Annotated in this window: 13 protein-coding genes; 9 read left to right on the forward strand and 4 right to left on the reverse strand. The window is 71.0% G+C overall.

What is annotated here, in order from left to right; all coding sequences use genetic code 11:
* Positions 1-3: 3 nt before the first annotated feature.
* The 3 genes from AB0K52_RS08030 (at position 4) to AB0K52_RS08040 (ending at position 3214) form a co-directional block, all read left to right on the forward strand.
* A complete protein-coding gene (locus AB0K52_RS08030) occupies positions 4-1188 on the forward strand; it encodes an acetate kinase (RefSeq protein WP_363527822.1) in 1185 nt (394 codons plus the stop codon).
* 129 nt (positions 1189-1317) lie between these two features.
* Positions 1318-1773, forward strand: a complete 456-nt coding sequence (locus AB0K52_RS08035) for a hypothetical protein (RefSeq protein ID WP_363527824.1) — start codon at positions 1318-1320, stop codon at positions 1771-1773.
* A complete protein-coding gene (locus AB0K52_RS08040) occupies positions 1760-3214 on the forward strand; it encodes a multicopper oxidase family protein (protein WP_363527827.1) in 1455 nt (484 codons plus the stop codon). The genes AB0K52_RS08035 and AB0K52_RS08040 overlap by 14 nt, the downstream gene beginning before the upstream one ends.
* Before the next feature lie 81 nt (positions 3215-3295).
* On the opposite strand, the gene AB0K52_RS08045 is transcribed toward AB0K52_RS08040, so the two are convergent.
* Positions 3296-3730 carry an SsgA family sporulation/cell division regulator gene (locus tag AB0K52_RS08045; RefSeq protein ID WP_125246281.1) on the reverse strand — a complete coding sequence of 145 codons (435 nt, stop codon included), beginning with the start codon at positions 3728-3730 and terminating at the stop codon, positions 3296-3298.
* A gap of 400 nt (positions 3731-4130) precedes the next feature.
* Here AB0K52_RS08045 and AB0K52_RS08050 point away from each other — a divergent pair, with 400 nt between their 5' ends.
* Positions 4131-4799 (forward strand): O-methyltransferase, encoded by a 669-nt coding sequence (locus AB0K52_RS08050; RefSeq protein WP_363527830.1) that lies wholly within the window; start codon positions 4131-4133, stop codon positions 4797-4799.
* 15 nt (positions 4800-4814) lie between these two features.
* Here the strand turns inward: AB0K52_RS08050 and AB0K52_RS08055 are convergent, their stop codons facing one another.
* Entirely contained in the window at positions 4815-5618 is an 804-nt protein-coding gene (locus AB0K52_RS08055) for an SDR family oxidoreductase (RefSeq protein WP_363527833.1), read from the reverse strand.
* Positions 5619-5740: 122 nt separating this feature from the next.
* Here AB0K52_RS08055 and AB0K52_RS08060 point away from each other — a divergent pair, with 122 nt between their 5' ends.
* The 5 genes from AB0K52_RS08060 to AB0K52_RS08080 all read left to right on the forward strand — a co-directional run bounded on the left by AB0K52_RS08060 (position 5741) and on the right by AB0K52_RS08080 (position 11263).
* A complete protein-coding gene (locus AB0K52_RS08060) occupies positions 5741-7045 on the forward strand; it encodes a sensor domain-containing protein (protein ID WP_363527836.1) in 1305 nt (434 codons plus the stop codon).
* 140 nt (positions 7046-7185) lie between these two features.
* Complete coding sequence (locus AB0K52_RS08065; RefSeq protein WP_363527839.1) at positions 7186-7827, forward strand: response regulator transcription factor; 642 nt, start codon at positions 7186-7188, stop codon at positions 7825-7827.
* A gap of 91 nt (positions 7828-7918) precedes the next feature.
* On the forward strand, positions 7919-10291 hold the full coding sequence (locus AB0K52_RS08070; RefSeq protein ID WP_363527842.1) for an excinuclease ABC subunit UvrA: 2373 nt from the start codon (positions 7919-7921) through the stop codon (positions 10289-10291).
* A gap of 113 nt (positions 10292-10404) precedes the next feature.
* Positions 10405-10848 carry a helix-turn-helix transcriptional regulator gene (locus AB0K52_RS08075; RefSeq protein WP_363527845.1) on the forward strand — a complete coding sequence of 148 codons (444 nt, stop codon included), beginning with the start codon at positions 10405-10407 and terminating at the stop codon, positions 10846-10848.
* A 10-nt stretch (positions 10849-10858) separates the two neighbouring features.
* Positions 10859-11263: a VOC family protein gene (locus AB0K52_RS08080; protein ID WP_363527848.1), complete on the forward strand. Its 405-nt coding sequence runs from the start codon at positions 10859-10861 to the stop codon at positions 11261-11263.
* A 175-nt stretch (positions 11264-11438) separates the two neighbouring features.
* Here the strand turns inward: AB0K52_RS08080 and AB0K52_RS08085 are convergent, their stop codons facing one another.
* Together AB0K52_RS08085 and AB0K52_RS08090 are read right to left on the reverse strand one after the other, a co-directional pair.
* Positions 11439-12278, reverse strand: coding sequence for an alpha/beta hydrolase (locus AB0K52_RS08085; protein WP_363527851.1), 840 nt, complete (start codon positions 12276-12278; stop codon positions 11439-11441).
* A gap of 234 nt (positions 12279-12512) precedes the next feature.
* Positions 12513-13310 (reverse strand): metallophosphoesterase family protein, encoded by a 798-nt coding sequence (locus AB0K52_RS08090; RefSeq protein WP_363527854.1) that lies wholly within the window; start codon positions 13308-13310, stop codon positions 12513-12515.
* Positions 13311-13327 lie beyond the last annotated feature (17 nt).

Raw genomic sequence — 13327 nt, forward strand, 5'->3', positions numbered from 1 at the left:
GCCATGAGCGCACCGGTCCTGGTGATCAACTCCGGGTCCTCGTCGATCAAGTACCAGCTGGTCGACGGCGAGACACTGGAGGCCTCGACCTCGGGCGTGATCGAGCGCATCGGCCAGGCGGAGTCGGTCCTCACCCACAAGCACGACGGCGAGAAGCACCGGTCCACGGCGCACCTCGCCGACCACGCGGCCGGGCTCGAGGCCGTGGTCGCCGCGTTCGAGGCGCACGGGACCCCGCTCTCGCGCGCCGGGCTCATCGCGGTCGCGCACCGCGTCGTGCACGGCGGCGAGCGGTTCGTGCAGCCGGTCGTCGTCGACGACGAGGTCGAGCAGGCCATCGAGGACCTCGCCGTGCTCGCGCCGCTGCACAATCCGGCCAACCTCGAGGGCATCCGGGTGGCGCGCAAGCTCTTCCCGAAGCTCCCGCAGGTCGCCGTGTTCGACACCGCGTTCCACGCCACCGTGCCCGAGCGGGCCCACCTGTACGCCGTGCCGGGCGCCTGGCGCGAGGAGCACGGCGTGCGCCGGTACGGCTTCCACGGCACCTCCCACGCGTACGTCTCCCGCAAGGCCGCCGAGCTGCTCGGCAAGAGCCCCAAGGAGGTCAACGTGATCGTCGCCCACCTGGGCAACGGCGCGTCGGTCACCGCCGTCGAGCGCGGCCGCTCGATCGACACCTCCATGGGGCTCACGCCGCTCGAAGGGCTCGTCATGGGCACCCGCTCGGGCGACATCGACCCGGCGATCGTCTTCCACATGCACCGCCGGACCGGGGCCTCGTTCGAGGACCTGGACGCGGCGCTCAACAAGGAGTCGGGGATGCTCGCCCTGACCGGCCAGATCGACATGCGCGCGGTCGAGGCCGCCGCCGCGTCCGGCGACCGGGCCGCGCAGATCGGCCTCGAGATCTACTGCTACCGCATCCGCAAGTACATCGGCTCGTACATCGCCGCGCTCGGCGGCGCGGACGCGATCGCGTTCACCGCCGGCGTCGGCGAGAACAGCGCCGAAGTGCGCGCCGGCGCGCTCGGGTCGCTCGTCGCCCTCGGCGTGCACCTCGACGAGGCCGCGAACGCCGCGGGCGGACCGGTCATCTCCACCCCGCAGTCGCCGATCACGGTCATGGTCGTCCCCACCAACGAGGAAGGCGAGATCGCCTCCCAGACGGCGGCGCTGCTGCGCTCCTAGCGCTCACCACCTGCGGCCGCGCCTCGGAAAACCGGGGCGCGGCTCTGCGCCTTCCGCGAACTTCGACACGCTCAGTGTGCCTATGATCACTTTCGGAAACCGGAAGTCCGAGTGAGAGAGGCCCGCACCATGAGAGTCGTCTACCGCGTCCTCGCGTACGTCATCGCCGCCGAGGTCGCGCTCCAGGCCGCGTTCATGGCCTACGCCGTCGCCGGCCTCGGCATCTGGGTCCAGGACGGCGGCGTCCTGGACGCGGCCGTCATGGAGAGCGAGGAGCCCCCGTTCGACGAGGCGGTCGGCTTCATGCTCCACGGCATCAACGGCATGATGGTCGTCCCGGCCCTCGCCCTGATCTTGCTCATCATCTCGTTCTTCGCCAAGATCCAACGCGGCGTCCTCTTCGCGCTCATCCTCCTCGGCTGGGTCGTCGTCCAGGTCTTCCTCGGTCTCTGGGGCCACGAGGCCGCGATCTTCGGCCTGCTCCACGGCCTCGTCGCGTTCGCCGTCTACGGCACCGCCTTCATGGCCGGCTTCCGCGCGAAGAAGCCCGCACTCGGACCCGCGGCCGGGAATGAGCCTTTCTAGGAGGGCCAAGACCCTCGCCGCCCTCGCCGCCACGGCGATCGTCCTCGCGCCGGTCGCCTGGCTCTGGCAGGCCAGCCTCCTGCCGGAGTCGTACTCCATCACCGACATGGGCCGCCACGACCACGGCGGCCACACCGGCCCGGACGAAGCGCCCACCGTCCCGGTGGACGCGCTCACCGTGCCCGACGACCGCGAAGCCGACGTGCGCGCCACGCTCACCGCCGCCCGCGGCACCATCACGCTCGACTCCGGCCGCGCCGTCGACGGCTACACCCTCAACGGCGTCTCGCCCGGCCCCGAGATCCGCGCCGAGCAGGGCCAGCTCGTCGAAGTCGTCCTCGAGAACGCGAACATCGACGAGGGCGTGACCCTCCACTGGCACGGCGTCGACGTCCCCGGCGCCATGGACGGCGCCGCCGGCGTCACCCAGGACGCCGTCGCACCCGGCGACGACTTCGTCTACCGCTTCATCGCCGACCAGGCCGGCACCTTCTGGTACCACTCCCACCAGGTCTCCCACGAACAGGTCCTCGGCGGCCTCCTCGGCCCCCTCGTCGTCACTCCCGCGGAAGGGACGGCGGCGGCCGATGTGGACGTGGTGGCGCTGGCGCACCTCTACGACGGCGGGCGCACCGTCAACGGGCGCGACGGCACCGACCATGTGGACGCCCCGGCGGGCAGCACCGTCCGCGTGCGGGTGATCAACACCGACTTCGGGATCATGCCGGTGTGGGTGGACGGCGCGCCGTTCCGCGTCGCCGCCGTCGACGGCACCGAAATCCATGAGCCCCAACAGGTCGAGGACGCGGCCATCGAGGTGCCCGCCGGGGGCCGGGGCGACCTCGAGTTCACCGTGCCGCCCAGCGGCGGCGTCCGCGTCAACCTCAGCGCCTCCGCGGCCCTCCTCGTCGGCGACGCCCCCGCCGAGGCCTCCGCCCCGCCGACCGAGACCGTCGATCTGCTCCACTATGGAACACCGGCGCCCATCGGCCTCGATCCCGGCGACGCCGACCGCGAATTCGAGTTCGGCATCGACCGCCGCCCCGGATTCCTCGACGGCAAGCCGGGGTTCTGGTGGACCGTGAACGGCGAACTCGTCCCCGAGGTGCCGATGTTCACCGTCGCGCACGGCGACATCGTGACGATGCGGATCGCCAACGACAGCGGCGAGGCCCACCCGATGCACCTGCACGGCCACCACGCGGTGGTCCTCTCCCGCGACGGGGTCGCCGCGACCGGCAGCCCCTGGTGGGTCGACTCGCTCGAAGTGCGCGACGGCGAGGTCTACGAGATCGCGTTCGCCGCCGACAACCCCGGCATCTGGATGGACCACTGCCACAACCTGCCGCACGCGGCCGAGGGCCTGGTCGCGCATCTGGCGTACGAAGGGGTGAGCGAGCCGTTCCTCATCGGCGGGCCCGCGGGCAACCGTCCCGAGTAGGCGGAGGGAACGCGGAAGGGGCGGCCCGGGTCTCCCCGGGCCGCCCCTTCCGCTCGCCGGTAAGGCAGGTCGGCGCGGTCGTCAGACCCCGCCGGCCAGGAGCTTGGTGAGGGTCGAGTCCATGTCGACGTAGCCGGACTCGCGGCCGCGCGGCACCAGGCTGTAGGCCCGGCGGAGGAAGCGCTGCACGACGCCGCGGTTGATCTCGAAGAGGGCGTTCCCGTCCGGGGACGAGAGCGCCAGCGCGACCGACTCGCCGCGCGGGGTGGTCCAGGGCCACACCCTGACGTCGCCGATGCCCGTGGGCTCCTCCAGCCCCTTCGCGAGGAGCTCCCGCGAGAAGGACCAGGCCACCTGGTCGGCGTCGGTGCCGTCGGGGTGGAACATGACGCAGACGGCGTACGGGTCGTCCGGGTCGTAGCGCAGGCTCGCGCGCACACTCACCGTCGCGAAATCGGGCGCGACGAGCCGCATGGTGGTGCCGATATCGACTGTCGCCGATCGTGCCATGCTCATAGCGTTACCCCCCAGTGTGCGACCGGCTCCCCCCGAAGCCGGCCGTCATTCCAATCCGCGACCGCACCGGAGGTCCGGAACTTCGGCCGCGAACAAGTCGTGATTCAGGTCTATCATTCAAGCCGTTGCGCCGTACGACGATCCGCAAGACCGAGACCGGCGCGTTCCCCTGATAAGGGGGCAAATTCTGACAAAAGACCACGGTCGATCATCGTGCTATGTCGTAATTACAACAACGTCCTTCACCCTTTAGCGGTACTATTCCCGACCCTCAGTCCCGGTAGTCGCAAATCGGTGTTGCGACTCGGTTGCGATTCCGCGGAATTATCGGCGTGAATCGGGCGGCGCGGCGGTGATAGCGTTTGACCGACGTTCTCGGACTCCTCGGAAGGAGCGAACCATGGGCCAGGCGCAATGGACCGAAGTCGACGCGTTCCTCTCATCGCTGCTCGTCGGCGAGGACGACGCCCTCACCGAGGCCACGGCCGCGGGCCGGCGGGCCGGCCTGCCGCCGATCTCGGTGTCGCCCGCCCAGGGCAAGCTGCTGTACCTGCTCGCGAAGACGCTCGGCGCGAAGCGGGTGCTCGAGATCGGGACGCTCGGCGGTTACAGCGCGATCTGGATGGCGCGGGCGCTGCCGAAGGACGGGCATTTGGTGAGCCTCGAGTACAGCCCGCGGCACGCCGAGGTCGCGAGCGGGAACATCGCGCGCGCCGGGCTCGTGGGGGTCGTCGAGATCCGCGTCGGGGCCGCGGCCGACACCCTGCCGAAGCTGGCCGCCGAGGGCGGCGAGCCGTTCGACATGGTCTTCATCGACGCCGACAAGGGCGGCTACCCGGACTATCTCGACTGGTCGCTGCAGCTGACGCGGCCGGGCGGACTCATCGTGGCCGACAACGTGGTCCGCGGCGGCGCCGTCGCCGACGGGCTCAGCCGCGACGCGAACGTCCAAGGCGTACGGTCCTATCTGGAGAAGGTGGCGGCCGACCCGCGCCTGGAGGGCACCGTCATGCAGACCGTGGGCGTGAAGGGCTACGACGGCCTCTCGATCGCCCGCGTCGTCGCCTAGCCGGGCTAGCCGGGCCTAGCGGCGCTGGTAGTCCGCGAAGCGGCGCAGGACCAAGCCGATGAGGCGGGTCATGAGCCGGCGCGGGCGGCGCGGCAGCAGGTGCGCCTCGGGCCAGTTCTTCCAATCGGGGACCACGTACCCCCGGTCGCGGTCGAGGGCCTTGAGCGACTGCCGCACGATCGCCTCGGGGTCGGCCAGGAGCCACCCGAAGCGGCCCTCGTCGTACTTGATGCCGTTGGCGATCGGGAAGTCGGTGTCCACCGGGCCCGGGCACACCGCGAGCACCTTCACGCCCGAGCCCTTGACCTCCGCCCACAGCCCGAGGCTGTAGTTCACGACGAACGCCTTCGTCGCCGCGTACAGCGCCATGTACGGCTGCGGCTGGAACCCGGCCATCGAGGCGACGTTCACGACCGCCCCCGACCCGCGCGCGACCATGCCCGGCAGGAACCGCTGCACCAGGTCAGCGACCGCGACGACGTTCACCATCGCCACGTCGCGGTTGTAGTCCGCGCCGATCTCCGCGTCCCGGCCGAACGTGCCGATGCCGGCGTTGTTGACCAGGACCTCGACGCTGATGCCCGCGGCCGCCACGGCTTCGGCGATCCGCTCGGCCGCGCCCGGCGCCGCGAGGTCCTGCACCGCCACCCGCGCCTTGACGCCGTGCGCCGCGCGCAGCTCGGCCGCGAGCGCCTCCAGCTTCGCCTCCGAACGCGCCACGAGGACCACGTGGTGCCCGCGGGCCGCCAGCTGCCGCGCGAAGGCCGCGCCGAGCCCCGCAGAAGCGCCCGTGACCAGCGCCCACGTCCCCTCGCCCATGCCGTTCCCCTTCAGCGGTAGTCGATCAGCAGGCACCAGCCTAGCGAGGGACGCGCTGCGGGCGGTGACACCGCAGGCAGCGGGGCCGGGGCCGGATCGGGGGCGGGTACTCTTGCCGCACCATGTCGATCCCGGACAATCCCATCACGCGGCGACTGGCCCTTCCGGGCTGGTCGGTCCTGCGGTTCAGTCTCACCGTCGTCGCCGGCGTCCTGCTGGTCGCCGCGATCGTCACGGGCGCGCTCGTGGTCTTCTGGATCGGCATCCCCGTCGCCGTGTTCGTGCTCCTCGCCATCCGGGTCTGGGCCAACACGCAGCGGCGCGTGATCGGCGAGCAGCTGGGCGTCCACATCCCCGCCCCGTACCGGCCGCGCCCGAAGAGCCGCTTCGACCAGCAGGCCCTGTGGCTCGTGCGCGAGGCCGCGACCTGGCGCGACTTCGCGTGGCTCGCGATCGACGCCACCCTCGGGTTCGTCGTGAACCTGCTGTACCTCGGCGTCTTCAGCATCGCCGTGTACTACCTGGTGCAGCCGCTGCTGCTCGCGACGGTCTTCCACAGCGCGCCGAGCCCGTTCGTGAACGACTTCGGGTTCTACGACTTCGACACGCCCGCGAAGACCCTCATGCTCGTGCCGGTCGCGCTCGCGTGCGGGGTCGCGTGGTGGCGCTGGGGCGAGCTGCTGCTGCGCTGGTACGCGCACCTGGGCGTGCTGCTCCTGGGGCCGACCGCGAAGGCGCTGCTCACCGAGAAGGTCTCCGAGCTGCGGCAGTCCCGCGACCAGACCGCCGACCACGCCGCCGCCGAGCTGCGCCGGATCGAGCGGGACCTGCACGACGGCGCGCAGGCGCGCATCGCCGCGCTGAGCCTCACCCTCGGGATGGCCGAGGAACTGCTGACCCAGAACCGGCCCGAGCAGGCCGCCGCGCTCGTCGGGGAGGCCCGGCAGGCGTGCTCCGACGCGCTGGAGGAGATCCGGCAGCTGGTGCGCGGCATCCACCCGCCGGTGCTGGCCGACCGGGGCTTCACCGGCGCGCTGCAGGCGATGGCGCTCGACCACCCGCTCCCGGTGTCCGTTGTGGACCGCCTGGTGGACAAGCTGCCGGCGCCGCTCGAGGCCGCCGCGTACTTCGCCACGAACGAGGTCCTGACCAACATCACCAAGCACGCCGAGGCGACCCAGGTGCAGGTCGTCGTCAACCGCGAGCGGGACCGGGTGGTGATCGAGGTCCGCGACGACGGGATCGGCGGCGCCGCGTTCGCCACCGGCGGGGGCCTCGACGGGGTGCGGCGGCGCCTCGCCGCGTTCGACGGGACCGTCGAGGTCGACAGCCCCGAGGGCGGCCCCACGGTCGTCACCATGACCCTCCCCGCCGCCGTGGTCGAACTCGGCAGCGCCCATAATGCGGCCAAGCCCGCTCCGGACTGACGCCGGTCGGGGACGCGCCGCCGGGCGCAGTGGTATGTCACCGGTGCCATGTCACATGGCACTGACGACACGCGCAAGGGACCGCCGCCGATGCCATGTCACATGGCATTAATGCCAGCCGAACCGACAAGGGGTGCCAGATGGACGTCGTCCTCGCCGAAGACCACTCGCTGCTCCGCGACGGCCTGACCCGGATGCTCGAGGCCCACGACTTCCACGTGGTCGAAGCGGTCGACAACGGCCCCGCGCTCGCCGCGGCCCTCCTCAAGCACCGGCCCGACGTGGCCGTGGTCGACATCCGCCTCCCTCCCACCTTCACCGACGAGGGCCTGCGCGCCGCGATCGAGGCCCGCCGCCACATCCCCGCCCTGCCGATCCTCGTGCTCTCCCAGTACGTGGAGCAGCTGTACGCCCGCGAGCTCCTCGGGGACCGGCGCGGCGGCGTCGGGTACCTCCTCAAGGACCGCGTCTCGAACGTCGCCGAGTTCATCGAGGCCCTGCGCCGCGTCGCCGCCGGCGGCACCGCCATGGACCCCGAGGTGGTCGCCCGCCTCCTCGGCAAGCAGCAGAACCGGCTCGACGCGCTGACCCCGCGCGAGCTCGAGGTCCTGGGCCTCATGGCCGAGGGCCGCACCAACGCCGCGATCGCCGCGAGCCTGTTCATCACCGAGAAGGCCGTCGGCAAGCACTCCGCGAACGTCTTCCGCAAGCTCGGCCTGGGCCAGTCCGAGGACGACAACCGGCGCGTCCTCGCCGTCCTCGCCTACCTCGAAGGGAACTGACCAAGCGGCGTCATCCCTGGTCACGGGCGTGCGCGGCGACCGATCAGGATTCGAGAAGCACGTGTCGGAGCCTCCCTCTAGAGTGGCGTCCATGAGCAAAGCCGTGAAGCCCTCCGATACGCACGACGCCGACCGCCACGACATGATCCGCGTGCAGGGCGCCCGCGAGAACAACCTCAAGGACGTGAGCGTCGAACTGCCGAAGCGGCGGCTCACCGTGTTCACGGGCGTCTCCGGCTCGGGCAAGAGCTCGCTCGTGTTCGACACGATCGCCGCGGAGTCGCAGCGGCTCATCAACGAGACGTACAGCGCGTTCCTCCAGGGCTTCATGCCCACCCTGGCCCGCCCTGAGGTCGACGTCCTCGACGGTCTGACCACCGCGATCATCGTCGACCAGGAGCGCATGGGCGCCAACCCGCGCTCCACGGTCGGCACCGTGACCGACGCCAACGCGATCCTCCGCGTCCTGTTCAGCCGCCTCGGGTCCCCGCAGATCGGCCCCCCGATCGCGTTCTCCTTCAACGTGCCCGCGCGCAAGGCCAGCGGCGTGCTCACCTCCGCGACCGGCGAGAAGACCATCGTGCGCGAGGCGGTCTACCACGGCGGCATGTGCCCGCGGTGCGAAGGCCGCGGCAAGACCTCCGAGATCGACCTCACCCGGGTCTTCGACGAGACCAAGTCGATCGCCGAAGGCGCGATCACCGTCCCCGGCTACACCGCGGACGGCTGGATGGTGGCGACCTACCGCGAGTCCGGCTTCCTCGACCCCGACAAGCCGATCGCGAAGTTCACCAAGAAGGAGCTCCACGACTTCCTCTACAAGGAGCCCACGAAGATCAAGGCCAAGGGCATCAACGTCACCTACGAGGGCCTGATCCCCAAGATCCAGAAGTCCATGCTGTCCAAGGACCTCGAATCGCTCCAGCCGCACATCCGGGCCTTCGTCGAGCGCGTCGCCACGTTCGCCGACTGCCCCGACTGCGGCGGCACGCGCCTCAGCGAGTCCGCGCTCTCCTCGAAGATCAAGGGCGCCAGCATCGCCGACGTGTGCGCCATGCAGATCACCGACCTCGCCGAATGGGTCAAGGGCATCGACGAGCCGTCGCTCGCGCCGCTCCTCAAGGCCCTCAGCGACAACCTCGACTCCTTCGTGGAGCTCGGCCTGGGCTACCTCAGCCTCGAGCGCCCCTCCGGGACGCTCTCGGGCGGCGAGGCCCAGCGCATCAAGATGCTCCGGCACCTCGGCTCCTCGCTCACCGACGTCACGTACGTCTTCGACGAGCCGACCATCGGCCTCCACCCGCACGACATCCAGCGCATGAACAACCTCCTGCTCCGGCTGCGCGACAAGGGGAACACCGTGCTCGTCGTCGAGCACAAGCCCGAGACGATCGCCATCGCCGACCACATCGTCGACCTCGGCCCCGGCGCTGGCACGGGCGGCGGCGACATCTGCTACCGCGGCGACCTCGAGGGCCTGCGCGCCAGCGGCACCGTCACCGGCCGCCACCTCGATGACCGGGCGACGCTGAAGCCGGACGTGCGCAAGGCCACCGGGGCGCTCGAGATCCGCGGCGCCTCGACCAACAACCTGGACGATGTGGACGTCGACGTCCCCACGGGCGTGCTCACCGTCGTCACCGGCGTCGCCGGCTCCGGCAAGAGCTCCCTCATCCACGGCCACCTCGCCGACGAGGAGGGCGTGGTCGTCGTCGACCAGACCGGCATCAAGGGCTCGCGCCGCTCCAACCCCGCCACCTACACGGGCCTGCTCGACCCGATCCGCAAGGCCTTCGCGAAGGCCAACGGCGTCAAGCCCGCGCTGTTCTCCGCCAACTCCGAAGGCGCCTGCCCCACCTGCAACGGCAACGGCGTCATCCTCACCGAGCTCGGCTTCATGGACACCGTCTCCACGCCCTGCGAGGACTGCGGCGGGAAGCGGTTCGAGGCCACCGTCCTCGAGTACAAGCTCGGCGGACGCGACATCAGCGAGGTCCTCGGCATGTCCGTCGCCGAGGCGGAGGCGTTCTTCGGCGACGGCGAGGCCAAGACCCCCGCCGCGCACAAGATCCTCCTGCGCCTGGCCGACGTCGGCCTCGGCTACCTCACCCTCGGCCAGCCGCTCAACACCCTCTCCGGCGGCGAGCGGCAGCGCCTCAAGCTCGCCACCCACATGGGCGACAAGGGCGGCACGTACATCCTCGACGAGCCGACCACCGGCCTCCACCTCGCCGACGTCGCGAACCTGCTCGGCCTCCTCGACCGGCTCGTCGACTCCGGCAAGACCGTCGTCGTCATCGAGCACCACCAGGCCGTCATGGCCCACGCCGACTGGATCATCGACCTCGGTCCGGGCGCCGGACACGACGGCGGCAGGATCGTCTTCGAAGGCACCCCAGCCGATCTCGTCGCCGACCGCTCCACCCTGACCGCCCAGCACCTCGCCGAGTACGTCGGGACCTGACCGGTTCCCCCGATCGAGACGGCACGCCCGCGACCGCGCGTCGCGGGCGTGCCGCTTCCTCACAGGGGGCGCCGTCCCTGGCCGAGGACCGGCCGCGATGGCAAAATGGGGCGGTGACCAGCCCCACGGCCTTCGAGCAGCGCCTGCGCGACCTCGCGCTGCTGCGCCGCGTGCGCGACCGCATCGACCGCGAGTACACCGAACCGCTCAACGTCGAAGCCCTCGCCCACGGCGTCCACATGTCGGCCGGGCACCTCAGCCGCGAGTTCAAGGCCGCGTACGGCGAATCGGTGTACTCGTACCTCATGACCCGGCGCATCGAACGCGCGATGTCCCTGCTGCGCATGGGGGAGATGAGCGTGACCGAGGTGTGCTTCGCGGTCGGCTCGTCCTCGCTGGGCACGTTCAGCACGCGCTTCACGGAGCTCGTCGGCATGCCCCCGAGCGTCTACAAGGAGAAGGCGGCCGACGCGACCGAGGGCATACCCGCGTGCGTCTCCAAGCAGATCAGCAGACCGATCAGGAATCGAGAAGCACCCGGCACCGCCAAGAAATAGAGTTGGCCGCATGGACATCAACATCTACCAGGCCTATCTGCCGCAGAACGACCCTGAGGCCGCGCTCGAGTTCTACCGGGACGTGCTCGGATTCGAAGTCCGGAACGACGTCGGCTACGAGGGGATGCGCTGGATCACCGTCGGACCCGTCGGCCAGCCGGACGTCTCCATCGTCCTGCACCCGCCGGCCGCCGACCCCGGCATCACCGACGAGGAGCGGGCGACCATCGCCGAGATGATGGCCAAGGGCACGTACGCCTCCATCAACCTCTCGACCCCCGACCTCGACGAGGTCTTCGCGAAGCTCCAGGAGACCGCCGAGGTCGTCCAGGAACCGACCGACCAGCCCTACGGCATCCGCGACTGCGCCTTCCGCGATCCCGCCGGCAACATGGTCCGCATCAAGCAGCAGTAACCCGCACTGCACCGCACTGCGCCCGGCCGACCTCCTCGGCCGGGCGCAGTGGCATGTCACATGGCACACCGGCGGCGGCGAGAGCTTCGGCGTCGCGGTAGACGGTGGCCGGCGCGCAGGCCGACCAGTTCCACGAATCCGGCGGCGGCGAGCCGGTCGCGCCCGGCGACGGGCGTCAGGCCATCCCGGCGAGGATCGCGGCCGCCTGTTCGGGGCGGACGAGGAAGCCGACGTGGCTGGTGTCGATGGTGTGCACGTCGAACGTGTTCCCGGGGGTGAGGGCGTCGGCCTCTTTGATGAAGCGGTCCTGCAGCTCGACGGGGATCGAAGTGTCCTTTGCGATGCGGATGTAGCTGCGGGGGAGGCGGCCCCAGGTCGCGGCGTCGGCGCGGTCGGCGGGGCCGCCCGCGTCGAGGCTCTCGTCGGGGGTGAGGGTGCTGAGGAAGACGCGGAACTCGTCGTCGCCGCCGTCGGCGAGCAGCGCCTCCTTCAGGGCCGCGAGGAGGACCGGGTCGGCGGTGCGCCAGTTCATGCGGACCGCGCCGAGCCGGCCCGGGTTCGCGGCGGCGACGCCCGCGACCTGGTCGAGGACGCACGCGGCGGCCTCGGGCAGCTGCATGTACTCGCCCGGGGTGTGGTCGACGCAGCACCAGGCCGACACGTAGACGAGCCGGTCGATGAGCTCGGGGTGGCGGTTGGCGACGGCGGTGAGGGTGACGCCGCCGCGGCTGTGGGCGACCGCGATGACCGGGCCGTGCTCCTTGGCGCGCTTGAGGATCGACACCATGTGGTCGACGTTCGCCTGGAGTCCGACGCCCACCAGGTTCGACGCGGCCTCGGCCAGTTCCGCCGCGTCCTGGGTCTGGTACGCGGAGGGGACGCCCGCCTCGAACCCGTGCCCCGGCAGGTCGACCGCGAGCGAGCGGTGGCCGAGGAGGGCGAGCTCGCGCTGGAGCGGCGCCCACGAGAACGAGTTGGCGTTGGAGCCGTGGATGAGGACGAACGTCGGTGTCATGGAGGCATTGTCGCACCGCTCGGCAGCGCGGTCGGTGCTTCGGGCGGGAGGTCGTGTTGCACGCGGAACCCGGCGGCCGAGGCGGCCCGCGAGGGGGCCGCGCCGGGGCGCGGCTGCGCCGCGCGCGTAGGGCGTGCCCCTTCCCACCCGCATCCGCCTTCCGACCAACCGAAAAGGACCACGGTCTCATGGGGGTGTGACATGTGAGCGGCGCTCGTGGTCGGGGGAGGCGCGTCAGGGGTTGCAGGTGTGGCGGTGGTAGGCGGGTTCGCGGCCTTCGCGGTGGGTGGCGCGGTAGACGCCGGTGCGGAGTTCGACTTCCCACACGTCGGCTTCGGGCATGCCGGAGCGGTGGGCGAAGGCGATCTCGGATTCGTGGTCGTAGGCGACGCGCACGAACTGGATCGAGAACGGGGCGGGCTCGGTCGAATCCGGGACGCCCTCGACGATCACGTAGACCGGGGTGGGGTCGGCGAGGCAGTTGCCGACGCTGCCGACGTTGACCAGGGTCCGGCCGTGGCGATCGGATTCGAGGTACGGGTCGTGGATGTCGCCGTAGGCCACGACGTCAGGAGCAGGGCCGTCGCCGGTGGCCTCGGTGTTCGCGAACATGCCCAGGAACTCGTCCTCGCCGTGGTCGAAGAACACCCGTTGGTACACGCTCTGCGGCGAGGCGTGGAAGACGCGGATCCGCTTGCCGCTCATCAGGAAGTCGTGCGAGAGCGGCAGGTCCCGCAGCCACTTCGCCTGCTCCTCGGCGAGCTCGTCGCGCCACCATGCGGCGATCGGGAAGCCCGCCAACCGCTCCGGGTTCGTCAGCGACGCCTCCCAGTTCCCCTGGACGTGCACCTCGCAGCGCTCGCGGGAGAGGTCGACGCACGCGGCCCCGCGCGGTCCCTTCCCGACCGTGTCGCCCAGATTGAAGACCCGGGTGACACCGCGCGCCGCGATGTCGTCGAGCACCGCCTGGAACGCGGTGAGGTTGCCGTGGACGTCGGAGACCAGCGCGATGCGATCGAGGGAGGAGTGCACGCGCCCAAGTGTCCCAC

It is taken from the genome of Glycomyces sp. NPDC049804 (genome assembly GCF_040674615.1).
Lineage (GTDB): Bacteria > Actinomycetota > Actinomycetes > Mycobacteriales > Micromonosporaceae > Glycomyces > Glycomyces niveus.